Source organism: Demequina sp., assembly GCF_016278775.1.
Classification (GTDB): Bacteria; Actinomycetota; Actinomycetes; order Actinomycetales; family Demequinaceae; genus Demequina.
The window spans coordinates 1-24568 of the sequence record NZ_JADQBF010000059.1 but is presented as its reverse complement, the minus strand read 5'-3'; the positions used below and the strand labels follow the sequence as shown (position 1 = coordinate 24568).

The following is a 24568-nucleotide window of genomic DNA, read 5'->3' as shown; positions in this document are numbered from 1 at the left end:
ACGCGACCTCCCAATCGTCGTCGGCCAGGGCGGGCGCGAAGGTGTCTCCCTCGGTGACCAGGTCGATCTCGGTCACCACCACCTCGTCGGCGATGGCCGCGGCGTCCGTGAACAGCCCGGCCCCGCCGATGATCCACGCGTCCGTGCCTGGCGACAGCCGCTCGGCCACCGCGAGAGCGTCGGCGAGCGATGAGGCGGTCGCGGCTCCCTCAAAGGTGGCGCCGGAGCGCGTCACGACGATGTTGGCCCTGCCGGGCAGCGGACGGAAACTGGGCGGCAGCGACTCCCACGTGCGTCGTCCCATCATCACGGCGTGGCCGCTCGTGTGCGCCTTGAAGTGGGCGAGGTCCTCTGGAAGATGCCACGGCATGCCGCCGTCCAGCCCGATGACGGGGCGGCCGGCCTGGTCGCGCGCCTGGGCCCAGATGGCCTTGATCTTCATCGACTAGACCGCAATGGGCGCCTTGATGCCCGGGTGGTGTCGGTAGTCCACGATCTCGACGTCGTCAATCTCGTAGTCCATGAGGCTTGGCCGCGCGGCCAGACGCAGCGTGGGGTAGGGGTACGGCTCGCGGCTGAGCTGGAGCTGCACCTGCTCCATGTGGTTGGAGTAGATGTGGCAGTCGCCGCCAGTCCACACGAAGTCGCCAACATCGAGGCCGGTCTGCGCCGCGATCATGTGCGTCAGCAACGCGTAGGACGCGATGTTGAAGGGCACTCCCAGGAAGAGGTCAGCGCTGCGTTGGTACAGCTGGCAACTGAGCTTGCCGTCTGCCACGTAGAACTGAAACAGCGCGTGGCACGGGGGCAGTGCCATCTCGTCGATCAGCGCTGGGTTCCAGGCGCTCACAATGTGGCGGCGCGAGTCGGGGTTGTTCTTGATGGACTCGATGACGTTCGCGATCTGGTCGATGTGGCGGCCGTCCGGTGCCGGCCACGAGCGCCACTGGTAGCCGTACACGGGGCCCAATTCGCCGTCGGCGTCGGCCCATTCATCCCAAATGGTGACGCCTCGCTCCTGTAGCCAGCGCACGTTGGTGCCTCCGCGCAGGAACCACAGCAGTTCGCCCACAATCGAGCGGACGTGCACTCGCTTGGTGGTGAGGAGCGGGAAGCCTGCCTGCAGGTCGTAGCGGATCTGGCGACCGAACGTGCTCAGCGTGCCGGTGCCCGTCCTGTCGCCCTTGGGGGTGCCGGTGGCGAGCACGTCGCGCAGCAGGTCTTCGTAAGGCGTGGGGATGGCGTTCACGTGTCTCAGCCTACGACGGGCACTGGCGTGCGGCGGGGCAGCGCGCGGTAGCGTGGCAGGAGCACACCTCGCGGTCCCCGCGACGAAGCACGCTGCGCAGCCCCGCGACAAGGAGCCCCATGAAACCCCTCGACCTCAACGTACTGGCCACCGAGCACCTGGCCGCCGCGCGCGAAGCGTCCAACGGCCGCAGTTCGGCCAAACTGCTCGGGGACCACACCACAATGTTGCGCAAGAACCTCATCGCGCTCGCGGCGGGGGCCTCCCTTCAGGATCACGAGAGCCCAGGAGAGGCGACGCTCATGGTGCTTGAGGGGCAGATCGAGTTTCACGCTGGCGACGAGTCGGTGAGCCTTCAAGCGGGTCACCTCATCGAGATTCCACCGCTGCGTCACGGACTCACGGCCGTCACCGACGCCGTGCTGATCCTGTCGGTCGCCAAGCCGTAGCGCGCAACCAGGCTTTTCGGCCCACAGACACACCGCAGCGACACGCCGACACGGTAGGTTTAGCCGTATGACGAAGCCCTTTGGCACCGTGCTGACAGCCATGGTGACGCCGATGCACGACGGCGGCGCCATTGACCTTGCGTCCTCGCAACGGTTGGCAAAGTACCTCGTGTCGCGCGGTTGCGATGGCCTCGTGCTCTCCGGCACCACAGGCGAGGCGCCCACCACGCACGCCCCAGAGAAGGTCGACCTGCTATGCGCCGTGCGCGAGGCGGTCGGCCCCGACGTCCCGCTGCTCACCGGCGCAGGCTCCAACGACACCGCCCACGCCGTGCGCATGGCCGAGCAGGGTGAAGAGAACGGCGCGGACGGCATCCTCGCCTTGACGCCGTACTACTCGAAGCCGACGCAAGCAGGGGTGGTCGCTCACTTCCGGGCCATCCTTGGCGCGACGGGACTGCCCGTCATGGTCTACGACATTCCCGGCCGTACCGGGATTCCGCTGTCCGACTGGGCCCTGGATGAATTGGCCGGGCACTCGCGCATCGTGGCCGTCAAGGACGCCACCGGCGACGTGCCGCAGGCGGCCGAGCGCATCGAGCGCACCGGGTTGGCCTGGTATTCGGGCGATGACCCCTTGACGCTCGACTTCTTGCGCGTGGGCGCCGTCGGCGTCGTCTCCGTTTCCTCTCACATCGCCTCCCGTGAAGTCGCCGCCATGATCGCGGCGTTCGAGGCGGGCGACACTGCAGGGGCCGAGCGGATCCACGAGGCGCTCGCGCCCGTGCACGCCGCTATCTTCAATGGGCCTGCCGCCACACACGCCAAGTCCGCCATGCACTGGGCCGGAGTGATTCCGAGCAGGGCAATGCGCCTGCCGCTCCTGCCCGACAGCGACGCCGAATACGTTGCACTGACAGCGGCCCTGGAGGCCGCAGGAATGACTCCATGAACTTTCACCCCGAACTGCCCACCCCACCGCCACTCGCTCCCGACACCTTGCGCATGGTCGCGCTCGGGGGACTGGGCGAGGTGGGTCGCAACATGCACGTGGTCGAGCTCAACGGCCGCTTGCTCATCATCGACTGCGGCGTGCTCTTCCCAGAAGAGAACCAGCCGGGCGTCGATCTGGTGCTACCCGACCTCAGTTACCTCGAGGACCGCCTCGACGACATCGAGGGCGTGGTGCTCACGCACGGGCACGAGGACCACATCGGCGCCGTGCCGTTCCTGCTGCGCATGCGCCAAGACATCCCCATCCTGGGTTCGCAACTGACGCTCGCGTTCCTTGAGGCCAAGCTCGCGGAGCACCGCATCAAGCCCGTGACGCTCGCCGTCAAGGAGGGCCAGCGCGAGAAGCTCAACGCGTTCGACCTCGAGTTCGTGGCCGTCAACCACTCGATTCCAGACGGTCTCGCGGTGTTTGTGCGCACGTCTGCTGGCACCCTCCTCAACACGGGCGACTTCAAGATGGACCAGCTGCCGCTCGACGGCCGTATCACCGACCTCCGCTCGTTCGCCCGCTTTGGCGAAGAGGGAGTCGACCTGTTCCAGGTGGACTCCACCAACGCCGAGAACCCCGGCTTCACCACGTCTGAGGTGGAGATCGCGCCGACGCTCGACCGCCTCTTTGGAAACGCGACCGGCCGCGTCGTGGTGGCGTCCTTCGCGAGCCACGTGCACCGCGTCCAGCAGGTCATCGACACGGCACACCGCCACGGCCGACGCGTCGCGTTCGTCGGGCGTTCGATGGTGCGCAACATGACGATCGCGGCAGAAATGGGCTACCTGACGGTGCCGGACGGGATACTCGTCGACCCCAAGAAGGCCGACCAGATGCCGCCGGAGAAGGTCGTCTTCATGTCGACCGGCTCTCAAGGTGAGCCGATGGCGGCCCTCAGCCGCATGGCGAATGGCGACCACAAGGTCGAGGTGGGCAAGGGCGACCTGGTGATCCTCGCGTCGTCGCTCATTCCTGGCAACGAGAACGCGGTGTTCCGCGTCATCAACGGCCTCATGCGCCGTGGCGCGACCGTGATCCACCAGGGTGCCGCGCGTGTGCACGTCTCCGGTCACGCGTCGGCCGGCGAGTTGCTGTACTGCTACAACATCATCCGCCCCAAGAACGTGATGCCGATCCACGGCGAGGTGCGCCACTTGCAAGCCAACGGCAACCTGGCCATCAAGACGGGCGTACCACCCGAGCGCGTGATGTTTGCCGAGAACGGCGTGGTCATCGACATGAAGAACGGCAAGGCCAACGTGGTGGGGGCCATCGAGTATCACAACATGTACGTGGACGGATCCTCGGTGGGCGAGGTGACGGAGTCCGAACTCAAGGACCGCCGCATCCTCGCGGACGAGGGCTTCGTGTCCGTGTTTGTGGTGATGGATGCGTCCAACGGGCGCGTGCTGTCCGGCCCCGACATCCACGCCCGCGGCATCGCGGAGGGCGACGGCGTGTTCGACGCGATCATGCCGGAACTGAAGAAGGCGCTCGAAGAGGCCGCGAAGTCAGGCTCGGTCGACAACCACCAGCTTCAGCAGGTGATGCGGCGCGTCGTCGGTCGATTTGTGGGGACCAAGTTGCGCCGCCGGCCGATGATCATCCCGATCGTGATCGACGCCTAAGCCACTGAAGGGGGAGCGCATATGTCGTGGTTGGCGCGGCTCCAAGAGGATGTGGAGCGACTCCGGCGCGCTTGGTCGCGCACGCGAGACCTGCGCGACCTCTTGATCCGGCTTGCGGGAGTTGCTGTCCTGTTAATGGCGGGCGCGTGGTTGCTGAACGCGAGTCGTACGGTGACTGTTCCGGACGTCGAGGGCATGAACGTTCACAAGGCGGCCGAGGCACTCAACGCGGCCGGAATCCCCTTCGAGGCCGACGACGTGTACGGGATCGTGACGAACCAGTGGCCGAACGCCGGGGATCCCCTGTATGGCTGGCAGGACGTCACGCTCACGTACGAGTACCAGGAAGAGGAGTTGACGATCACGAGTGGCTAGAGCCTGAGCGTCGCTGCGCCGACTCGGCTGGTTCTAGGCGGTCTCGCTGTTGCTGTCCGCGATGGGGGTGAACACCCGCATGGTCGACGGCCCGCGATTGGCCCACCGGTAGTAGGGGATCAGCGACACGGGGCCCAGGGCTTCCGACGCGACCGTATGGGCGCCTCCGTACGGCCACTCGCCTCCAGCGCCGTGCGCGACGACGCTCAGGTGAGCGGTCGCACCTGCTGCGGTTCCTTCGAGGGGCGCCGACGTATCGAGGCGGACCTGGTCGAGCGTGACACCCTGCGGAAGGTCGACTGACTCGAGCGCGAGCACGAGCGGGCCCCTTTCGACCGCCACCTCGCCGCGGATCGCGTCGATGCGTGGGTCAGGGAAGGTGAGTCGAGGCTGAACCGGCAAGTCGAGCCGGATCACGGTGCCAGCCGCGCATGCACCGCTCACCGCGACATGGCCCTCGAGGAGTTCGAAGGTGACCGTCGGGTCTGCGCAGCGCCACGTCGCTCCTTCGCGAGCCCACGCAGGAATCCTCAAGCTCAATCTCAGGCCAGCGAGCGGGGCGGCATGGATTGTCACCGCGATCTCGCCGTCGAACGGGTAGTCGGTGGCGACGGTTAGTGCGACGCGCTCTCCGCCCACCCTGGTGTCGACGCGATAGTCCCCGTAGTGGTGCAACTGAACCCCGGCGTCGTCCGCTGTGGCGAAGTACAGGGGGATGTTGGCGAGAGTACGTGCCACGTTGGTCGGGCAACACGACACCTCAAACCACGGCGCACGCATGCTCGAGTCCGCCCGCTTGCTCACGTCTGTGGGGTGGGGAGGCACCCCCGCCGTGCGCTGATGCAGGGTGTTCGTGTAGAAGAAGGCGCGTCCGTCGGCTCTGGGCGAGGCGAGGACGTTGTTGAGCAAGGTGCGTTCGATGTGGTCCGCGTACCGAGCCTCGCCGGTCGCGAGCAGCAGCCGCCACGAGAGCATGATGGACGCGATGCCTGCACACGTTTCCGAGTAGGCACGGTCAGGGGGAAGTTCGAAGTCCGCGCCGAACGACTCATCCCTGTGATGAGAGCCGATGCCGCCCGTGATGTACGTACGCCGGGCGACGGTGTTCTCCCACTGGCGGGCGACCGCGTTCTTGAGTGCGACGTCGTCGGTGTCGACGGCGACGTCTAGCGCACCCGCTGCGAGGTAGAGGGCGCGCACGGCGTGACCGCGCAGCACCTCGGCGTCGCGCACGGGGACGTCGTCTTGGAAGTACTCGGGCCCGTATTCGATGGGCGCGAGGGTGCCGGTGCCGCGGCGCTCGACAAAGAGCCGCGCGAGCTCGAAGTACCGCTTGTCTCCCGTCGCGCGTGCGAACTCGGCGAGGGCTGGCTCGATCTCAGGGTGCCCGCACACGGCCGTGCGACCGCCAGGCCCGAACTCGCGGTACAGCATGTCGGCTACACGGCGAGCGACGGCTGGCAGGTCGTCGTCGTGGCCGGTGCGGAGCCGCGCGACCGCGGCCTGAAGGAGGTGGCCAAAGCAGTACAGCTCGTGCCCCCATTCCAGGTCGCTGAAGCGCTCCCGCTGGCCGGGGTGGCCGAATGACGTGTGCAGGTAGCCGTCGCTCTCTTGCGCCGCGGCGACGCGTGCCACGAGCGAGGAGTAGGTGGCCGCCAGGGCCTCGTCCGCGCTTCTGCCCAACTCCCACGCCATCGCTTCGAGGAGTTTGTAGACCTCGGAGTCGACAAACTCGATGCCCGCGTGGTCGCTACCGAGCGTTCCAGCCGCTGCAAGGTCGAAGTTGCGAATCCACCCGACGCGCTCCATCCATTCCAGGCAATGACCGATGATCGATTCCGCATTGAGCGATTGATACTCACGCCAGAAGCCGCCCGTGACCGTGATCTCGTCCATCCCCAGGGGGCGGAGCACGCCGGCCGAGGGGACCACCGGCGCGCTGGGCGATGGATGGGTTCGGCGGGAAGGCGCGACCGCGGGTTGGTCGGAGAGTGTCACTGCTGTCTCTTTCTGCTTGAAAGGCGGGAGTTGAGGGGAGTCAGTCTTTGAGCGCGCCCGCGGTGACGCCTGCGGCGACGTAGCGTTGCGCGATCACAAGGAGCACGGCGGCGGGGACGGAAGCGACGACGGCGGTGGCCATGATCGCGTTCCAGTCCTGCGTGTTGTTGCCGATGTAGCGGAAGATGCCGATGGTGATGGGCTGGTGCTCCCCGCCCCGGTTGAGCGTCGAGGCGAACAGGAAGTCCGACCACGACCATAGGAACGTGAACAGCGACACCGAGACGATGGAGTTGCGGCTCATGGGCAACACGATGGAACGGAACGTGCGCCATGCTCCCGCGCCATCAATCCACGCGGCCTGAATGAGCTCGCGGGGGATCCCGATCATGAACGCGGTGAAGATGAGCACGCCAAACGGCACGGCAAGCGTCGAATCCGCCACGATGAGCCCGGGGATGGTGTCGAGCACACCCCACTTGTTGAACAGGATGTAGAAGCCCATCGCCATGATGATCCCGGGGATCATCTGTGCGATGAGGAGCAGGAAGTTCAGTGTCGCGCCGCCCGCTGGCCGCAACTGCGCGAGCGCGTAGCCAGCCGGTGCGGCGATCACCAGAGTGAGGAGCACCGTGCCAAGTCCGACCACGAGGCTGGTCCCCAGGTACGGAATCTGCTGCTCGAGTACCTGTGTGTACCCGGAGAACGTGGGGTGCAACGGAAACAGCGACGGAGGATCTGCGCGCAGCTGCTCCCGTGGAGTCAGCGAGACGTTGACCATCCAGTACAGCGGGAAGAGCATGATCGCGGTGAGCACGACTCCGATGACGGTGGTCGAAAGCTTGCGGGAGCGTTTCACTGGTTCAGCGCCTTTCGTTGTGCGCGGACGTAGAACAGTCCGAAGGCGAAAGCGATGAGGATGAGGATGTTGGCGACGGCCGCCGCAGGGCTCAATTGGGGCGAGCCGCCGCCAAAGCCGAGCCGGTATGACCAAATCGCAAGAGTCGCTGACGAGTCGCCTGGTCCGCCTCGTGTCATGACCCAGATGATGTCGAAGACCTTGAGGGTGTAGACCAGGCCCAGCAGCACCGTGATCGCGCTCACGGGCCGTAGTAGCGGGAAGGTGATGGACCAGAAGGTGCGCCAGCGACCCGCGCCGTCAATGGACGACGCCTCGTACAGTTCGGTCGGGATGGCCTGCAGTCCCGCGTAGAGCAGGACAAGGTTGAAGGGGATGCCGATCCAAATGTTGGTGATCAGCACAGCCGTGAGCGACCAGTCGGGTGACGTCAACCAGTAGATGGGGTCGAGACCGATCCACGACAGGGCGGCGTTGACGATGCCGGACTCGCTGTTGAGCATCCAAGCCCAGGTGGACGCCGACACGAGCAACGGCAGCAGCCACGGTACGAGGAACAGCGCGCGCAGCGTGGACGACAGCGGGAACTTGCGGTAGAAGAAGACCGCGAGTGCAAGGCCAATCGCGTACTGGAACAGCAGCGACGCTCCGGTGAAGACGAACGTGTTCCATAGCGCCGTACCGAACGTGTTGTCGGTGAGCACCTGCCGGTAGTTCTCAAAGCCTGCCCACTCTGCCTCACCGCTGATGAACGAACGCAGCGTGTAGTCGCGAAAGCTGAGGTCAAGGTTCGTGTACAGCGGGTATGCGTAGAACAGAACGAGGTAGATCACGATGGGGGTGAGGAATGCCCACGCCGTGGCCTGCTTGCGGATGGTCGCTCGGCGGGCGGATTGGCGCGTGCCGGAGGGGGCGGCCTGAGCCGCCCCCTCCTTGACACCCTGACCCACGGCAGCGCGCTGCGTGCGAGTCATGCTCGTCTTCATGACGTGCTCCTTGAGGGATGAAAGGTTGAAGGAATGGACCGAGGTTAGTTAATCCTCGAGTCTGCCTCCGCCTGCGCATCCTTGAGCGCGTCCTCGGGCGAAGCACCGCCGCTCAGTGCCACCTGGATAGCGGTGTACAGCTGCTCGGAGATGATCGGGTAGTCGGTTCCCAGGTTGTCTGCGGTGCGCGGCTTGGCGTCCGCAACGGCCTTGACCCAGAATTCGGTTGCGCCCGCGGTGTTCTCTGCGGCCTGCGCTGCAGCGCCTTCCGCGTTGGGAGCGACGTAGCCGAGCGACGTGGCGCCAGCCGAACCGTCGGCAAGGCACTCCACGATCTTCGCGGAGGTGGCGTAGCGGGCAGTGTCATCCTGCACAGGGATCGACATGAACTCGCCGCCGGTCGGGGCAGGGGCGGAGCCGCCGTTGATGCCGGGGATCTGGATGACGTCGTAGCCAGCCTCGTCGGCCTGGCCCTGGAACCAGGAGCCGTTCTCCGCGAAGGCATACTCGCCCGTGAGGAACTCGTCCCAGCTGGTGCCCTGAGTGTTGGTGAGCACCGACTGCGGCGCAAGGCCGTCGGCGACCCAGTCCGTCCACAGCTGCAGCGCGGCCACGGACTCCGGAGCGTCGAGCTGAGTCAGGTCGGCGTTCGCACCCCAGAACCACGGGAGGAACTGGAAGGTTCCCTCTTCTGTCCCGACTGCCGAGAACGTGATGCCCTTGTGGCCGGCGGCCACGACGGTCTCGAGCGCCGCCGTGAGCGAGTCGTAGTCCGTCACCGAGGCGATGTCGACGCCGGCGTCGGCAAGAACCTCGGGGTTGTAATACAGGCCCAGCGTGTTGGCGCCGACGGGCACGCCGTAGACGTCGCCGTCGATCTCGCCAGCACTGAGAATGTTCGCCTGAATGTTGGACACATCCAGGCCGTTCTCGGCGGCCGTGGTGAGCAGTCCGGCATCGGCGAGCGTCGACACCTTGGGGTTGTCGACCATCGCGATGTCCGGAAGGTTCGACGCAGCGGTCGTGAGGTCCTTCACCGTGTCCCCAGTGTTTCCGCTGTTGCGGTCGATGGTGATGCCCAGCTCGTCGGCGCAGGCGTTGATCGCCATGGCCCAGGTGCTCTCGTCGTCGCGGTTGGGATAGGGATCCCACAACGTGTAGGTGCCGCCGGTCTCTGCCGCCGTGGTTTCGTCGCCCGTGGCGGGCGAAGAAGTCTCCGCCGGGTCGCTGGAGCAGCCCGCGAGGACTCCCACGAGAGTCAGGCCCGTGAAGGCGATCCCGATGCGGGTCGCCAGGTGGTGATTGGTGGTCACTGTGTTCCTCCTTGAACGTCGTGCGCATCGCTGTGTCTAGCACCCGCGCTCGGGGTGCCACCTCATCTCTCGACGCACCTCTCTGTGCGGTGCCACGTTCCTCTCGGAAGCGTTGCGCTCGCCGTGAAATGAGGTTGCACAGCGACGCTAAGCGGTTTCGGGATTTTCGTCAAACACTTCTTTTCGAGGCAATCCGTGCTTCAATATGAGCGTGACGGGGCCGTTGGGCCTTTCACGAAAACGAAACGAGGTGATTCGCGTGGCCGTGACGCTTTCCGACGTGGCAAAGCTGGCAGGCGTGTCGATCGCAACGGCGTCCAAGGCGCTCAATGGCCGCGACCAGGTCAAGGCATCCACGCGCGAGCGAGTCTTCGCAGCCGCCCAAACGCTCAATTTCACACCCAATCCCTTCGCCAAAGCGCTCAACGAAAGGCGCACCGGAACCATCGGCATGTTGTCGAGCGACCTCGACAACCGCTTCGTGCTCCCGGTGCTACTCGGAGCGGAGGATGCGTTCGGGGCGGGCGCCACGTCCGTGTTGCTGTGCGACGCCCGCGGCGACGCCGTCCGCGAGCAGCACCACCTCAGCACCCTGCTGGCGCGTCGCGTCGACGGAATCGTCGTGCTTGGTCGCACCACCAACCCGAGGCCTTCCATCACCGCGGGGATCCCCGTCCCTGTCGTGTACGCCTACGCACCGTCCGACTCTGCAGAGGACACGTCGTTCACCCCCGACAATTACCTGGCGGGGCGCCTCGCCGTCGAGCACCTCCTTGACCGCGGGCGCGGTGCCATCGCCCTGATCAACGGAGAGCCTTCGTACTCGGCAGCGACCGACAGGGCCGCAGGTGCCAGAGACGCCATGGCCGAGCGCGGCCTGACGCTTGAGGGCTCCGACGGGCTTTACGGGCAATGGACAGAGAGCTGGGGCCGCCAGTGCACCGCGACCCTGCTTGCGTCAGGGCGGCCCCTCGACGGCATCGTGGCCGCGAGCGACCAGATCGCGCGAGGGGTGCTGGACCACTTGCGAGAGGTGGGGCTCCGGGTGCCAGAAGACGTTGCGGTGATTGGCATGGACAACTGGGACATCCTGGCGCAGTCAGCCCGCCCCCCGCTCAGTTCGATCGACATGCAGCTTCAGGAACTCGGTCGGGCCGCAGCGCGTGCGCTGTCGACAGCGATTGGCGGAGCATCCCACCCAGGCGTGAACCGTTTGCCGGTCCGCGTGGTGCCACGAGAGTCGACGGCGAGCGTCAAGTAGTACTGGTGCCTGGTGTACCCACCGCCCGCCGTGGCTCCACCTCAATGTGAGCGCGCCGACGTAGCCTGGGTGCACTATGGCTCAATCTCGCCCCACGCGCACCCGGTCGCAACCCACATCGAGGGGCCGCGCCCCCGCGCGGTCAAACTCGCGTTCCACGCCGCGCTCACGCAGGCAACAGCGCCAGGCGTGGCCTGTGCGCGCGCTCAAGGGCATCGGCTCTGGCTCGGCCCGCATGGTGGGCGGGGGAGTGCGCCGCATGGGCCAGGGCGCTCGCGACGTTCCGCAAGACGTGCGCCGCGACGGGCTCGCGCTGTTCCTCATCATCGTGGCCATCCTGGTGTCTGCAAGCGAGTGGTTCCAGCTCGACAACTGGTTTGGCCACGTGCTGCACCGCGTCGCGGCCGGCACGTTCGGCCTCATGGCACTCGCGCTTCCCGTGCTCCTGGTCGCCATGGCCGTCCGGCTGTTCCGCGCCCCGCAAGAGGGAGACGCCAACTATCGGATCGTGTTCGGCGCCGTACTGCTGTCGCTCGCGGTGGGCGGCATCATCCACATCGCGAACGACGCCCCCTTGCCTTCCGATGGGCTGGCGCCAGTGCAGGAGGCGGGCGGCATTCTCGGCTTCCTCATCGGCACGCCCCTTGCGCAGTTGCTGACCGCGCCCCTGGCCGTGACCGTGCTGGTCCTGCTGGCGATCACCTTCACGCTGTTCGTGATCGGCAAGCCGCTTCGCGAGGTCGTTTCTGGCGCGGTCGGCATGGTGCGCGGCCTGGTATACGGTCGCGGCAGCGCTCAGGACGACGACGAAGAACTCGACCTTCCCGAGCACGGCACCCTTGAACCCAAGAAGCGCGGCAGCCTGCGGCAAAGGGCGGCCGATGCCCGGCGTCGGCGCCTCGACGGGGGCTACGAGGCCGACGAGGCGTTCTCCTCCGCCACCACCCGCGAGCGCAGCGACTTCGACAACCTCGTGAATCCCGGCGCCGTGTTGACGGAGAACACCCCCACTCAAGAAGACCAGACCGTGCCCACGCCGATGCACGGCTCGCCTCGCCACGGCACGCCGGCCCACGGCGTCGTCTCCCCGTACGCCCCGTCTGGGGACGCGGAACGGGACGCCATGGACGCGGCCGATGCCGATTCCCGGGTCACCACCAGGATCGAGCGCACGGCGCCGCCCACCACCGTGGTACCCACGGGGGAGCAGGGCGAGTTGGAGAACTCCAGCCCCTATGTGCTGCCGGCCCTCGATGTGCTGGCGAAGGGCGCGCCCCACAAGACCCGTTCGAGCGCGAACGACCGCGTGGTCGAGTCGCTCACGAGCGTGCTTAACCAGTTTGGGGTGGACGCGACGGTCACGGGCTTCATGCGCGGCCCCACGGTGACGCGCTACGAGGTGGAGTTGGGCCAGGGCGTCAAGGTTGAGAAGATCACCCAGCTGTCCAAGAACATCGCCTACGCGGTGGCCAGCCCCGACATTCGCATCCTGTCGCCCATCCCCGGCAAGATGGCGATCGGCATCGAGATCCCCAACACCGACCGCGAGACCGTCTCCTTGGGCGACGTGTTGCGCTCCCCTGTGGCTTTCAAGAACGACCACCCCATGGCGATCGGCATCGGCAAGGATGTCGAGGGCGGCTACGTCATGGCGAACCTGGCCAAGATGCCTCACCTCCTGGTCGCTGGCGCCACGGGTGCTGGTAAGTCGTCCTTTGTGAACTCGATGATCACGTCCATCCTGATGCGCGCCACCCCCCAAGAGGTGCGCATGGTGCTGGTTGACCCCAAGCGGGTGGAACTGAGCGTTTACGAGGGCATTCCGCACCTCATCACGCCCATCATCACCGACCCCAAGAAGGCAGCCCAGGCTCTCGAGTGGGTGGTCAAGGAGATGGATACCAGGTACGACGACCTGGCCCTGTTCGGGTACAAGCACATCGACGACTTCAACAAGGCAGTGCGCGCTGGCAAGGTCAAGCCGCTGCCAGGCTCTGAGCGGCGCATCACCACCTACCCGTACCTGCTGGTCATCGTCGACGAGTTGGCCGACCTCATGATGGTCGCGCCCCGCGACGTGGACGATTCGGTGCAGCGCATCACTCAACTTGCTCGCGCCGCAGGCATTCACCTGGTGCTCGCCACGCAGCGCCCTTCCGTCGACATCGTCACCGGCACCATCAAGGCCAACGTGCCGTCGCGGCTGGCGTTCGCGACGTCGTCGCTCGCCGACTCCCGCGTCGTGCTCGATATGCCTGGCGCGGAGAAGCTCATCGGCCAAGGCGACGCCCTGTTCCTCCCCATGGGCGAGTCCAAGCCGATGCGCGTACAGGGCGCCTGGGTCACGGAGTCCGAAATCCACGCCGCGGTGGAGCACGTCAAGACGCAAGCGCAACCCCAATTCAGGGACGACGTGGTGGTCGCAGGCAACCAGGCCAAGGTGGCGGAAGACATCGGCGGCGACTTGGACGACCTGCTCGCCGCCGCAGAACTCGTGATCACCACCCAGTTGGGCTCCACGTCGATGCTGCAACGCAAGCTGCGCGTCGGCTTCGCCAAGGCCGGACGGCTCATGGATTTGCTCGAAAGCCGCGAAATCGTCGGCCCGTCTCAAGGCTCCAAGGCGCGTGAGGTCTTCGTCACTCCCGACGAACTGGCATCGACGCTGGCTATTCTGCGGGGCACAACCTCGGATACGGTGAGGGACGTCACTGCCGATGAACCCGAGGACACAGCGTGGGAGGACTCCTAGAGTTTCTCCAGCAGCCAAATGTGGCTGCTGGCGCGGCGGCGCTCGTCCTCGTGGGGTTTGTGATCGCGTTCCTGTCGTTCGTCAGATCCGGCAAGGCTCGCCGCGCGCGGGACGAGGCCCTCACCCGCGAGAGGAGCGTGCGCCACCAGTTCGACGCGATCCTGTCCTCTGCGCGCGACGGCGTGCTCATCACCGCCCAGACCGGCGAGATCGTGGTGCTCACCGACATGGCCGCCCAGATGATCGGCGTGGACCGAGAGGCCGCTCTCGGTAAGCCGCTCGGACGACTTCCCTTCAAGGGAGTCGACGAGCACATGCGCCCAGTGTTGGCGCACGAGGCCTTCGCGCCCGGCCGCGACGACGCCCGTCCCCGGGTGATCGGCGTTCCCGGACGACGCGGCGAGGACGACTTGCGCTGGGTGCAAGTGAGTTGCCGCACCGTCGCCGATGCCGTGGACGGCGAGCCAGCGACCATCACCACCATCATGGACACCACCGGGCTCATCGAGGCAGCAGAGGCGCTGAGTCGCGAGGAGACCCAATTCCGTCGCGCCATGGAGAACGCCCCTGTGGGAATGGCCCTGGTGGATCTCGAGTGGCGTCTCATGGAGGTCAACCGCGCGTTTGCGGAATTGATGGGTTCCACGGTTTCTGCGCTGAAGGGGACCCCGTTCAGCGCCCTGTCACACCCCCACGATCTCCAGGCGGAACGCGAGCAACTGCAGCGGCTGTACGACGGTCTCCAAAGCCGGTTCTCTCTCGAGAAGCGCTACGTGCGCTCCGACGGCAACGTGGTGTGGGCCGTCGTGGACGTCGCGCTCGTGCGCTACGCGGGGGGCGCGCCAGACCACTACGTGGTGCAAGTACGCGACTCGACCGATGACAGGCTCAACTCGGAACTCATGGCGCACAGGGCCATGCACGATCCGCTCACTGGTCTGGCGAACCGCACGCTCATGCAGGATGTACTCCAGCGCGTGCTCGAACAGCCGGACGCCACCCAGCGCGTCGGCGTCATTGCGGTGGATCTTGACGGCTTCAAGGGCCTCAACGACCGCTTTGGCCACGCCACGGGCGACAACGCGCTGGTGCACGTCGCGGGAGTGTTGCGCTCCGCGACGGCCGGTCGCGGCACGGTAGCGCGCATCGGCGGCGACGAGTTTGTGATCGTGGTGCAGGACACCGACGCGTCGAAGGCGCTCTATGAGATCGCCGCTTCCATCCACGCGGGCCTCAAGCGTCCACTACAGGTCAAGCGCCACCAACTCACGCTTCACGCCTCCTTGGGCGTCGCGATCGCGGATGAGGAGACGATCGAGGGCGGGGCGCCAGGGCTGCTGAGTGCCGCAGACGCCGCGATGTATCGCGCCAAGGCGCTGGGCAAATCCCGCACCGAGGTGTACGAGCCCTCCATGCGAGCCACGAGCGAGAACCAGAGCGCACTCGCCTCCGAATTGACCGAGGCGATCGAGCGGGGCGACCTGGTGCTCCACTACCAGCCGGTGATGGAACTCGCGACGCGCACCGTCGTGGGCTACGAGGCGCTCGTACGGTGGCAGCACCCCACGCGGGGACTGCTGCTTCCGGGAGCGTTCCTTGGCCTGCTTGAGGATCGCAAGCTCGCCACCCACCTGGGGATCGAATTGGTGGAGCAGGCGGCCGTGTTCCTCACCCAGTGCCCGTCGACGTCCACATGGGTGTCGCTCAACGTTTCCGCCGACCAGTTGGGGGACAGCGAGTTCGCGACCTCCGTGCTGGCCGCCATTGGGGCCCATCACCTGAGCCCGCAACGCTTTGTTGTGGAACTCACGGAGGCGTCGCTCGTGGCACCCAATACGAGGATTCGCCACGAACTCACGGAGTTGCGCAACGCGGGGGTGCCGATTCTCTTGGACGACTTCGGCACGGGGGTGTCGCCCCTCAGCTACTTGCGCGACCTGCCCGTGTCAGGGGTCAAGTTGGACATGTCCTTTGTGGCGGGAATTCCGGAAGACCCGGCGGGCGCACGCGTTTCGCGCGCCTTGGGCGCGCTGGCGAGGGAGTTGGGCCTTGCGACCATCGCCGAGGGGATCGAGACCGAGTCTCAGGCCGAGTTCCTGGCACGTTCCGGCTGGCGATACGGCCAGGGGTGGCTCTTTGGGGTGGCGCAGCCGGCGGCGGCAGTTTTGGGGCTCGGGATGGAGTTCACGGCAAGCCTGATCGAGCCGCGGCCGCAAGAGCACGACAACCCGTTCGACTTGCCTCCTCTGCGCACGCCACGCACCTAGCAGCACCGACTGACGCGCAGCCACCGCTAGGGTTGAGAGGTGGTGCGAGAGGTCCCAAATCTGCTCACCGTGCTGCGACTCATCGCGGTACCGGTGATGCTCGCATGCCTGGTGCAGTCAGGCGACGCCCAAGAGGGCTGGCGCTGGCTCGGTTGGGGCATCTTCGTGTTCGCGGCCGCGACCGACGCGCTGGACGGCTACCTTGCGCGCCGCTGGCACGTGGTCTCCGCCTTCGGAAAGCTGGCTGATCCCCTGGCGGACAAGGCGCTCGTGCTCGCCGCGCTGTGCTTCCTGGCCATCAACAACGAGACGCCCTGGTGGCCGGTCATCATCATCGGCATTCGCGAACTCGGCGTCACCCTCGGCCGACTGGCCGTGGCGCGCGACGTCGTGATCCCCGCGTCCTTTGGCGGCAAGGCGAAGACGGCACTTCAGGTGGCGGCGATCTTCTTCCTCCTGTTGCCCACCCAGGCGTCCTGGGTGGACATAGTGGGCTGGTGGCTGTTGCTCGCGTCTGTCCTGGCCGCTGTGGTGACGGGCCTCGACTACGGGTGGCGGATCTTCGGCGTGGCGAGACGTCACGGCGTGGCGGCTCCCGCGGCAGGGCCAGCGGTGGCCGACAGCGTCGACCCGAGCGGACATGTGGGCTGAAGCGGCCCGAGCGGTCGCCCTCGCACGTGCTGCAGGGGTGAGCATCGCGACTGCGGAGTCTGTGACAGGCGGGCTGGTGTGTTCAGCGCTGGTGGATGTCCCCGGGGCGTCGGCGGTTGTCAAGGGCGGCATCGTCGCGTACGACTCTGAGGCCAAGCACACTCAACTAGGCGTCAGCAAGAGACTGCTCGAGACGGACGGGCCCGTGTGTCACGCGGTGGCCACGTCGATGGCTCGCGGGGCGCGTCGACAGATGGGCGCCGACGTCGCAGTGTCGACCACCGGAGTCGCGGGGCCGGAAACGCACGGCGGCAAGCCCCCCGGCACCGTGATAGTGGCCGTCGTGGGCCCACAAGGGGAGCGGGTGATCACGGTCCATCTCGACGGCGACAGGGACGAAGTTCGTCAGGCGGCGGTAGGGCTGGCGCTCGCGCACCTGGAGAAAATGCTGTCGAGGTTGCCACAAGCGTGAACTCGGGCTCGATCCGGGGAACACCCCTGCGGTAGTCTGCGTTGGAGTAGACATGCACGATGCAAGCACTATGAAGGGAGCACGAATGCCTATCCTGCGCAATGAACTCGGCGACGTGCTCCGCGGTGCGCGTCTTGGCCAAGGTAAGACGCTCAGGGACATCTCGTCAGAGGCCCGCGTCTCGCTCGGGTACCTGAGCGAGGTAGAGCGAGGCCAGAAGGAAGCATCGAGCGAGTTGCTCGCCTCGATTTGCGACGCCCTCGACGTCCCCATGTCGGCGATTCTGCGCGACGTGTCTGAGCGTTTCGAGATGGCGGAGGGCCTCATGGATGCCCGCACGCTGTCCCGCATGCCGCTGATGCCGCCGATTCCCGACACCGTTCCAGAGCTCCTTCACTCGATCGAGCAGTAGGAACGGTTGCGGCTGTCCGAATTCCGCGATGCCGTCGCGGTGGCATTCGGGGAGACCTACGCCCCCACGCTGTGCCGGGAGATGGCGCTCACCTCGCTCGACTCCCTGACCGCGCAACAGGCGCTCGACAAGGGAATCGCTCCCCGCGACGTGTGGCACGCGCTGTGTGATCAGATGGACGTGGATCCTGCGGTCCGTGCCGGCCCGGATCCGCGCATGATCATCCCGCCACGCCGATAACGGCGTGTCGCTGTCAATCGAACACGCGTTCGATTACACTCGTACCCAGGGCGCACAAGCGTCGCGTTTCCCCAGTGGGGGATGTCGGACCGGCTCCATGTCAGACCTGCGACGTAGCGTCGTGGTGAACGACACGGCACCGTGAAGGTGTCCCGCAGCTGGCAACAGTCGGCACGAGCGATGAAGGACAGTCATATGGCACAGGCAGCGGACCGCTCCAAGGCACTCGAGGCCGCACTGGGGCAGATCGACAGGCAATTCGGCAAGGGCTCGGCGATGCGCCTGGGCGACTCGGAGCGTGTGGCGATTGCGACGATCCCCACGGGGTCGATCGCTCTCGACATCGCGCTCGGCATCGGCGGGCTCCCACGCGGGCGCGTGGTAGAGATCTACGGCCCCGAATCCTCCGGCAAGACCACGGTGGCCTTGCACGCCGTCGCGAGCGCACAGGCGGCCGGCGGTGTCGCGGCCTTCATTGACGCGGAGCACGCGCTCGACCCCGAGTACGCCAAGAAGTTGGGCGTGGACATCGACAACCTCATCGTGTCACAGCCGGACACGGGCGAGCAGGCGCTCGAGATCGCCGACATCCTGATCCGCTCAGGCGGCGTGGACATCCTGGTGATCGACTCGGTGGCCGCCTTGGTGCCCAAGGCCGAGATCGAGGGTGAGATGGGTGACAGCCACGTCGGTCTGCAGGCGCGACTCATGTCGCAGGCCTTGCGCAAGATCACCGGCGCTATTTCGCACACGGGCACCACCGCCATCTTCATCAACCAGTTGCGAGAGAAGATCGGCGTCTTCTTCGGCTCTCCCGAGACCACCACGGGCGGCAAGGCGCTCAAGTTCTACGCCTCGGTCCGCCTGGATGTGCGTCGCATTGAGACGCTCAAGGAGGGCACAGAGCCCGTCGGCAACCGCACCCGCGTGAAGGTGGTCAAGAACAAGTTGGCCCCGCCCTTCAAGCAGGCCGAATTCGACATCATGTACGGGCTTGGTATCTCGAAGGAGGGCGGCATCATCGACATGGGTGTTGAGCACGGCTTCGTCAAGAAGTCCGGCGCTTGGTACACCTACGAGGGCGACCAGTTGGGGCAAGGCAAAGAAAACTCCCGCCAGTTCCTCAAGGACAACCCGGCTTTGCGCGACGAGATCGAGAAGAAGATCAAGGACAAGTTGGGAGTGGGCGCGCCCGTCCCAGCCGACGTCGCCGCGATTGACATCGAGGCGGACGCGAAGGCACTCGAAGCGGCCTTGGCCAAAGAGGAGTCCTCCCTCTAGGAGGCACACCCTCGCATCATGACGTCACGCGCTCGGCGGGAAGCCCCCACGACGGCTCCTGCCGAGCGCGCGCGCGAACTGGCGCTCTCCATCCTCACGCGGTCGCCACGGAGTTCCGCTGACTTGCGCGCCAGGCTGATCGCCAAAGAGATCGAGCCGGAAGTGGCCGACGAGGTCATCGGGCGATATCTCGAGGTGGGTCTGCTCGACGACGCTAGCCTCGCGGCTACCATCGCGCGCACCAGGCACGCAGAACGCGGGCTCGCGCCGCGAGCGATCGCACAGGAGCTGCGTCGCAAGGGATTCGACGAGGACCACATCAGGTCCGCGCTCGAGCCGCTCACCTCCGATATCCAAGAAGACACCGCCCGTGAGCTCGCCGCCAAACGCTGGGCGCGCGATGCCGCCGTGGCCCCGGAAGCCCGCGTGCGTCGCACCGTCTCCTACCTCGGGCGCAAGGGCTATCCGACATCTCTCGCGTTCGCGCTCGTGCGAGACTTGCAACGTGCCGATAGTGAGGCTGACAACTTCTAGGAGGGAGCGTCGTGGATACAGCCGTGACCATTGCGACGCTCGTGTTGTTGCTCGCTTCTCTTCTTGTGGTGAATCGCGCCCGCAAGGAGGCGCACGACGAGCGCGAGTCCGCACGGATCGAGGCCGAATCGATCCGTGAAGAGGCGCGTGGACACCTGGCGGAGGCCCAGCGGCGCGAAGAGCGCGTGGCGCTCACCGAGCGTCAGGCCGCCGAAGACCAACGCAACGCCCAGGCGTACGCGCGGGGACTCGAAGAGCGCGTCAGCGTGGTGGCCAGGGACGAGAAGCGGCTCATCAAGGAGCGAGCGCAACTCGCCGCAGACTTTGACGAGAAGCTCGCGTCCATTGCGGGGCTGAGCGTGACCGAGGCTCGGGAAGAACTGATCGCTCGGGTGAGGGCCTCGGCGGAGTCGGAGATCGCCCAAGAGGCTCATCGGCGTGTCAAGAGGGCGCGCAAGGACGCGGACCGCGAGGCGCAGCAGATCCTCGTCTCTGCCATGCAAAAGCAAGCGGCGCCCACGAGCGCGCAGGGCGCCGTGACCCGCATCGAACTGCCCTCCGAGGAGATGAAGGGCCGCATCATCGGGCGCGAGGGGCGCAATATTCGCGCGTTCGAGGCGCTCACTGGCGTCAACGTGATCGTTGACGAGGGCGTCAATGCGGTCCACCTGTCCTCCTTCGACGTCGAACGCCGCGAGGTGGCGGAGGCTACCCTCACGGCGTTGATTGACGACGGCCGGATCCAACCTCAACGCGTCGAGGCCGCTTATGCCAAGGCCCTGGCAGACGCGCCGCGACGCTCCATGAATGCCGCCCTCGAGGCGGTCGAGCAGGCCGGCGTTGTCGGCGTGCCTCAAGGCATCCTGGAACTCCTCGGAGCCCTCCGGCTACGCACCTCGTACAACCAGAACGTCCTGGCACATCTGGTCGAGTGCGCCCACCTGGCCGCAGAGATCGCCAGGATGGTGGGAGCCAACGAGGAACTCGCACGTCGCGCCGCCTTCCTCCACGACATCGGCAAGGCCATGACGGGAAACCACGACGGCACGCACGCGCAACTGGGGGCGCGAGTGGCGCGTGAAGCGGGGGAGCACGCCGACGTCGTCAACGCGATAGAGGCGCACCACGACGAGGTTCCACAGCAGACCATCGAGGCCGTGATCGTGCAGGTGGCCGACGCAGTCTCCGCCTCCCGCCCTGGAGCGCGCAGGGACGACGTCGACTCCTACGTGGAGCGCATGGAGTCGCTCGAGAAACTGGTGGAGGGCCACGAGGGAGTCGCGCATGTGTATGCCATGGCCGCGGGTCGCGAGTTGCGCGTGGCAGTCGAGCCGAGCATCGTCGATGATGACGGGGCCAAGGCGCTTGCACGTACCATTGCTGAGCACATCGAGAAGGACTTCAGCTTCGCTGGGGAGATCAAGGTGACGGTGATCCGCGAGACTCGCGCGGATTTCGTTGCCGGACAGGCATGACAGCAATGCGGACCTACGTCGTCAAGACGCTCGGCTGCCAGATGAACGTGCACGACTCGGAGCACATGGCCGGGCTGCTCGAGAATGCCGGCTACGCGGCGGCCCCGGCGGGCTCGGAAGACGCCGACGTGGTGGTCATCAACACGTGCGCCGTGCGCGAGAACGCGGCCAACAAGTTGTACGGAAACCTCGGGCAGCTCGCGTCTGTCAAGGCCGCGCGACCAGGCGGGATGCAGATCGCCGTTGGTGGGTGTCTGGCGCAGAAGGACCGCGGCGACATCGTCACCAAGGCGCCGTGGGTTGACGTGGTGTTTGGCACTCACAACATCGACGTGCTGCCCGCCATGCTCGAGCGCGCCCGCCACAACCAAGAGGCCCAAGTGGAGATCGAGGAGTCCCTCAAGGTCTTCCCCTCCACGCTGCCGAGTAGGCGCGACTCGCACGCCTCTGCGTGGGTGTCCATCTCGGTGGGCTGCAACAACACGTGCACCTTCTGCATTGTCCCGTCCTTGCGCGGCAAGGAGCGCGACCGCCGGCCCGGTGACGTGCTGGCCGAAGTTGAGGCGCTGGTCGCTCAAGGCGTGGTCGAGGTGACGCTGCTGGGGCAGAACGTCAACTCGTATGGAGTCGAGTTCGGGGACAGGGGAGCGTTCGCCAAGCTGCTGCGCGCGTGCGGCCAGATTGAGGGCCTGGAGCGCGTGCGCTTTACATCGCCCCACCCTGCCGCGTTCACCGACGACGTGATCGAGGCGATGGCTGAGACCCCCAACGTCATGCCAAGCCTGCACATGCCGCTGCAGTCCGGCTCAGACGCGGTGCTGCGCGCCATGCGGCGCTCGTACCGCTCGGAGAAGTTCTTGGGGATTCTCGAGCGCGTGCGCGAGGCGATGCCCGACGCCTCCATCACCACCGACATCATCGTGGGCTTCCCCGGCGAGACGGAGGATGACTTCCTGGAGACGATGCGCGTGGTCGAGGCCTCGCGGTTCACGAGCGCGTACACGTTCCAGTACAGCCCGCGCCCTGGCACGCCCGCATTCGAACGCGAGCCGGTGGCCAAAACCGTGGTGCAAGAGCGCTTCGAGCGGCTGCTCGCGCTCCAGGACGAGCTCTCGTTGCGCGATGCCGAGGCGATGGTGGGGCGCGAACTTGAGTTGATGGTGCTCGATGGAGGGGGCCGCAAGGGCAAGGGCGACGGGGCGCGGCTCAGCGGCCGTGAGCCTGGCAACCGCCTGGTCCACTTTGGCGTGCCGGAGGGAGCGGACGTTCCGCGACCAGGCGACATGGTCACGGTGCGCGTCTCGCACGGCGCGCCGTACCACCTCATTGCCGACGGCCCCGATGCCGCTTCCACGTACTCGGTGCGCCGCACACGCGCTGGCGATGCTTGGGACGCCGCGTCGGACCCCGATCACGCGCACGACTCTTGCGGGACTCCCGCGCCCGGCGGCCCCGTTGGCCTTGGCCTGCCCCAGGTGAGGGTTCCCTCCGCGTGAGCACGCCCATCGTCGCGATCGTCGGCGCGACCGCCACGGGCAAGTCGGCCGTGAGCCTCGAATTGGCGCACCTCCTCGGCGCGACTCCTGGCGTGCCGGGGGCCGAGATCGTCAACGCCGACTCGATGCAGTTCTACCGGGGCATGGACATCGGGACGGCCAAGTTGCCATTGGCCGACCGGCGGGGTGTGGTGCACCACCAGATTGACACGCTCGACGTCACGGAGGACGCGTCGGTCGCGCACTTTCAGGAGGCCGCGCGGGCTGACATCGCGGCGATTCAAGCGCGCGGGCTGCGCGCGCTCGTAGTGGGCGGTTCTGGGCTGTACCTGCGGGCGCTGCTTGACCGCTTCGACTTCCCTGGCACCGACCCCGAGGTCCGCGCCAGGCTCGAGGCGCGAGCGGAGGCAGAAGGGCCTGGCATCCTCCACAGGGAGCTTGCGGCGCTGGATCCAGCGGCCGCCGCCAAGATCCACCCGCGCAACGCCAAGCGCATCGTCAGGGCGCTGGAGATCATCGAGGTGGCGGGCGACTACACCAGTTCGCTGCCGCGCCACGAATACGAGGCGCCCGCCGTTCAGATCGCGCTGGAGTTGCCGTACCCGGTGCTCGACGAGCGCATCGAGTCTCGTGTGGAGCGCATGTGGGACGACGGGCTCGTGGACGAGGTCGAGCGCCTGGTGGACGCCGGACTGCGGGACGGCGTGACGGCGCGGCGGGCCGTGGGCTACGCCGAGACGCTCGCTCACCTGGACGGGGAGCTCGACGCGGCGCAGACCCGAGAGCTGATCGCGCGCAACACGCGGCGACTGGCGCGCAAGCAGGACAGGTGGTTCCGTCCGGACCCTCGTGTGAAGTGGATCGCGGCGCCCGTGGACGAGGCGGACGTGCCCCGCGCCGCGCGCGACGCCCTCGCGCTGTTGCGTACGCTTGAGTCATGACCACGCTGAGGTTCACCAAGGGGCACGGCACGCAGAATGACTTTGTGCTGCTCTTTGACGAGCACGGCGAGATCGAGCTCACCCCAGACCTGGTGCGATTCCTGTGTGACCGCAGGGCGGGCATCGGCGCCGACGGTGTGATCCGTGCCGTGCGGTCCGGTCGCCTCAACGCTGGCAAGGGATACGACGCCTCCACGTGGTTCATGGACTATTGGAATGCGGACGGCTCCGTGTCGGAGATGTGCGGCAACGGCGCGCGCGTGTTCGCCATGTTCCTGGAGCGCGAGGCCGCAGTGGACGCGCGAGGAGGTCTCACGATCGGCACCCGCGGGGGCGCGCGCACTGTGACCGCACTGGGCGATGACCGCTACGCGGTGGGCATGGGCCAGTGGGCCCTGGGCAACGCGCCGGATGGCTTCGACTCAGAGGTGGATGCGCGCGGCCTCACGCCGCCGCGACCGGCGCTCAGTGTGGACGTGGGCAACCCGCACCACGTGGTCGCGCTCGCCACGGCAGACGAGCTCGCGGCTCTGGACCTGACGGCGGCGCCCACCGTGCGCCCGCATCCAGAGGACGGCTCCAACGTGGAATTCGCGGTCGCGCTCGGCGGCGAGATGATCGGCGACGAGCCCCACGGGCGCGTGCGCATGCGCGTGCACGAGCGCGGCTCGGGCGAGACCATGTCTTGCGGTACTGGCGCGTGCGCGGTGGCTCTCGCGGTGCGTTCCTGGGCTGGTCCCGGCGCGCCCAACGTCTGGGATGTCGAGGTTCCCGGCGGCATGGTGACAGTGCGGATCAAGGGCGATAGGACCGTGTTGGAGGGCCCCGCGGTGCTTGTCGCCGACGGCGTGGTCGAGGTGCCGGCGTAGTCGGCCACATCCGCCGCGCTACGCCCGCGTGACCCGCAGCCCCCTGAATCCCTTGGA

23 protein-coding genes are annotated in these 24568 nt (G+C 66.8%); 17 read left to right on the top strand and 6 right to left on the bottom strand.

Going from position 1 to position 24568, the window contains the following annotated elements:
* Together QZZ33_RS07495 and QZZ33_RS07490 are read right to left on the bottom strand one after the other, a co-directional pair.
* Positions 1-442 (bottom strand): dihydrofolate reductase (locus QZZ33_RS07495; RefSeq protein WP_291379151.1); only part of this gene is annotated, 442 nt, incomplete at its 3' end.
* Between the two features lie 3 nt (positions 443-445).
* Positions 446-1249 (bottom strand): thymidylate synthase, encoded by an 804-nt coding sequence (locus QZZ33_RS07490; RefSeq protein ID WP_291379150.1) that lies wholly within the window; start codon positions 1247-1249, stop codon positions 446-448.
* Positions 1250-1368: 119 nt separating this feature from the next.
* On the opposite strand from QZZ33_RS07490, the gene QZZ33_RS07485 reads away from it, so the two are divergent.
* From QZZ33_RS07485 to QZZ33_RS07470, 4 genes are all read left to right on the top strand, one after another.
* Positions 1369-1698, top strand: a complete 330-nt coding sequence (locus QZZ33_RS07485) for a cupin domain-containing protein (protein ID WP_291379149.1) — start codon at positions 1369-1371, stop codon at positions 1696-1698.
* A gap of 67 nt (positions 1699-1765) precedes the next feature.
* Positions 1766-2650, top strand: coding sequence for a 4-hydroxy-tetrahydrodipicolinate synthase (gene dapA, locus QZZ33_RS07480; protein WP_291379148.1), 885 nt, complete (start codon positions 1766-1768; stop codon positions 2648-2650).
* A complete protein-coding gene (locus QZZ33_RS07475; protein WP_291379147.1) occupies positions 2647-4329 on the top strand; it encodes a ribonuclease J in 1683 nt (560 codons plus the stop codon). The genes dapA and QZZ33_RS07475 overlap by 4 nt, the downstream gene beginning before the upstream one ends.
* A 21-nt stretch (positions 4330-4350) precedes the next feature.
* Positions 4351-4704 (top strand): PASTA domain-containing protein, encoded by a 354-nt coding sequence (locus tag QZZ33_RS07470; RefSeq protein ID WP_291379146.1) that lies wholly within the window; start codon positions 4351-4353, stop codon positions 4702-4704.
* Between the two features lie 33 nt (positions 4705-4737).
* Here QZZ33_RS07470 and QZZ33_RS07465 read toward each other — a convergent pair whose 3' ends face one another.
* The 4 genes from QZZ33_RS07465 to QZZ33_RS07450 all read right to left on the bottom strand — a co-directional run bounded on the left by QZZ33_RS07465 (position 4738) and on the right by QZZ33_RS07450 (position 9860).
* Positions 4738-6600, bottom strand: a complete 1863-nt coding sequence (locus QZZ33_RS07465; RefSeq protein ID WP_291379153.1) for a beta-L-arabinofuranosidase domain-containing protein — start codon at positions 6598-6600, stop codon at positions 4738-4740.
* A gap of 142 nt (positions 6601-6742) precedes the next feature.
* The gene (locus QZZ33_RS07460; RefSeq protein WP_366475809.1) at positions 6743-7561 is read right to left on the bottom strand and encodes a carbohydrate ABC transporter permease; all 819 of its coding nucleotides are present in this window, start codon (positions 7559-7561) and stop codon (positions 6743-6745) included.
* The gene (locus QZZ33_RS07455; protein WP_291379145.1) at positions 7558-8547 is read right to left on the bottom strand and encodes a sugar ABC transporter permease; all 990 of its coding nucleotides are present in this window, start codon (positions 8545-8547) and stop codon (positions 7558-7560) included. Before QZZ33_RS07455 ends, QZZ33_RS07460 begins: the two co-directional genes overlap by 4 nt.
* Before the next feature lie 44 nt (positions 8548-8591).
* Positions 8592-9860 (bottom strand): extracellular solute-binding protein, encoded by a 1269-nt coding sequence (locus QZZ33_RS07450; protein ID WP_291379144.1) that lies wholly within the window; start codon positions 9858-9860, stop codon positions 8592-8594.
* Positions 9861-10119: 259 nt separating this feature from the next.
* Here QZZ33_RS07450 and QZZ33_RS07445 point away from each other — a divergent pair, with 259 nt between their 5' ends.
* The 13 genes from QZZ33_RS07445 to dapF all read left to right on the top strand — a co-directional run bounded on the left by QZZ33_RS07445 (position 10120) and on the right by dapF (position 24511).
* Positions 10120-11121, top strand: coding sequence for a LacI family DNA-binding transcriptional regulator (locus QZZ33_RS07445; protein WP_291379143.1), 1002 nt, complete (start codon positions 10120-10122; stop codon positions 11119-11121).
* A 196-nt stretch (positions 11122-11317) separates the two neighbouring features.
* A complete protein-coding gene (locus QZZ33_RS07440; RefSeq protein ID WP_291379142.1) occupies positions 11318-13873 on the top strand; it encodes a DNA translocase FtsK in 2556 nt (851 codons plus the stop codon).
* A complete protein-coding gene (locus QZZ33_RS07435) occupies positions 13858-16140 on the top strand; it encodes an EAL domain-containing protein (RefSeq protein ID WP_291379141.1) in 2283 nt (760 codons plus the stop codon). The genes QZZ33_RS07440 and QZZ33_RS07435 overlap by 16 nt, the downstream gene beginning before the upstream one ends.
* A gap of 39 nt (positions 16141-16179) precedes the next feature.
* On the top strand, positions 16180-16791 hold the full coding sequence (pgsA, locus tag QZZ33_RS07430) for a CDP-diacylglycerol--glycerol-3-phosphate 3-phosphatidyltransferase (RefSeq protein ID WP_291379140.1): 612 nt from the start codon (positions 16180-16182) through the stop codon (positions 16789-16791).
* Positions 16781-17263, top strand: coding sequence for a CinA family protein (locus QZZ33_RS07425; protein WP_291379139.1), 483 nt, complete (start codon positions 16781-16783; stop codon positions 17261-17263). The genes pgsA and QZZ33_RS07425 overlap by 11 nt, the downstream gene beginning before the upstream one ends.
* 85 nt (positions 17264-17348) lie before the next feature.
* Positions 17349-17675, top strand: a complete 327-nt coding sequence (locus tag QZZ33_RS07420; RefSeq protein WP_291379138.1) for a helix-turn-helix transcriptional regulator — start codon at positions 17349-17351, stop codon at positions 17673-17675.
* Positions 17676-17681: 6 nt separating this feature from the next.
* Positions 17682-17915: a DUF3046 domain-containing protein gene (locus QZZ33_RS07415; protein ID WP_291379137.1), complete on the top strand. Its 234-nt coding sequence runs from the start codon at positions 17682-17684 to the stop codon at positions 17913-17915.
* A 195-nt stretch (positions 17916-18110) separates the two neighbouring features.
* Positions 18111-19196, top strand: a complete 1086-nt coding sequence (gene recA, locus QZZ33_RS07410) for a recombinase RecA (RefSeq protein ID WP_291379136.1) — start codon at positions 18111-18113, stop codon at positions 19194-19196.
* Between the two features lie 18 nt (positions 19197-19214).
* Positions 19215-19730: a regulatory protein RecX gene (locus tag QZZ33_RS07405; protein ID WP_291379135.1), complete on the top strand. Its 516-nt coding sequence runs from the start codon at positions 19215-19217 to the stop codon at positions 19728-19730.
* A gap of 11 nt (positions 19731-19741) precedes the next feature.
* The gene (locus QZZ33_RS07400; protein WP_291379134.1) at positions 19742-21205 is read left to right on the top strand and encodes an Rnase Y domain-containing protein; all 1464 of its coding nucleotides are present in this window, start codon (positions 19742-19744) and stop codon (positions 21203-21205) included.
* Positions 21202-22701, top strand: a complete 1500-nt coding sequence (gene miaB, locus QZZ33_RS07395) for a tRNA (N6-isopentenyl adenosine(37)-C2)-methylthiotransferase MiaB (RefSeq protein WP_291379133.1) — start codon at positions 21202-21204, stop codon at positions 22699-22701. The genes QZZ33_RS07400 and miaB overlap by 4 nt, the downstream gene beginning before the upstream one ends.
* Positions 22698-23642, top strand: coding sequence for a tRNA (adenosine(37)-N6)-dimethylallyltransferase MiaA (gene miaA, locus QZZ33_RS07390; RefSeq protein ID WP_291379132.1), 945 nt, complete (start codon positions 22698-22700; stop codon positions 23640-23642). The genes miaB and miaA overlap by 4 nt, the downstream gene beginning before the upstream one ends.
* On the top strand, positions 23639-24511 hold the full coding sequence (dapF, locus tag QZZ33_RS07385) for a diaminopimelate epimerase (protein ID WP_291379131.1): 873 nt from the start codon (positions 23639-23641) through the stop codon (positions 24509-24511). Before miaA ends, dapF begins: the two co-directional genes overlap by 4 nt.
* Positions 24512-24568: the final 57 nt, after the last annotated feature.

Bases quoted from the DNA above. Each gene is read 5' to 3' on its own strand.
- QZZ33_RS07485 (WP_291379149.1), top strand. From the start codon at position 1,369: ATGAAACCCCTCGACCTCAACGTACTGGCCACCGAGCACCTGGCCGCC.
- QZZ33_RS07465 (WP_291379153.1), bottom strand. From the start codon at position 6,600: ATGGACGAGATCACGGTCACGGGCGGCTTCTGGCGTGAGTATCAATCG.
- QZZ33_RS07405 (WP_291379135.1), top strand. From the start codon at position 19,215: ATGACGTCACGCGCTCGGCGGGAAGCCCCCACGACGGCTCCTGCCGAG.
- dapF (WP_291379131.1), top strand. From the start codon at position 23,639: ATGACCACGCTGAGGTTCACCAAGGGGCACGGCACGCAGAATGACTTT.
- QZZ33_RS07425 (WP_291379139.1), top strand. From the start codon at position 16,781: ATGTGGGCTGAAGCGGCCCGAGCGGTCGCCCTCGCACGTGCTGCAGGG.
- QZZ33_RS07420 (WP_291379138.1), top strand. From the start codon at position 17,349: ATGCCTATCCTGCGCAATGAACTCGGCGACGTGCTCCGCGGTGCGCGT.
- QZZ33_RS07455 (WP_291379145.1), bottom strand. From the start codon at position 8,547: ATGAAGACGAGCATGACTCGCACGCAGCGCGCTGCCGTGGGTCAGGGT.
- QZZ33_RS07475 (WP_291379147.1), top strand. From the start codon at position 2,647: ATGAACTTTCACCCCGAACTGCCCACCCCACCGCCACTCGCTCCCGAC.
- dapA (WP_291379148.1), top strand. From the start codon at position 1,766: ATGACGAAGCCCTTTGGCACCGTGCTGACAGCCATGGTGACGCCGATG.
- miaB (WP_291379133.1), top strand. From the start codon at position 21,202: ATGACAGCAATGCGGACCTACGTCGTCAAGACGCTCGGCTGCCAGATG.
- QZZ33_RS07470 (WP_291379146.1), top strand. From the start codon at position 4,351: ATGTCGTGGTTGGCGCGGCTCCAAGAGGATGTGGAGCGACTCCGGCGC.
- recA (WP_291379136.1), top strand. From the start codon at position 18,111: ATGGCACAGGCAGCGGACCGCTCCAAGGCACTCGAGGCCGCACTGGGG.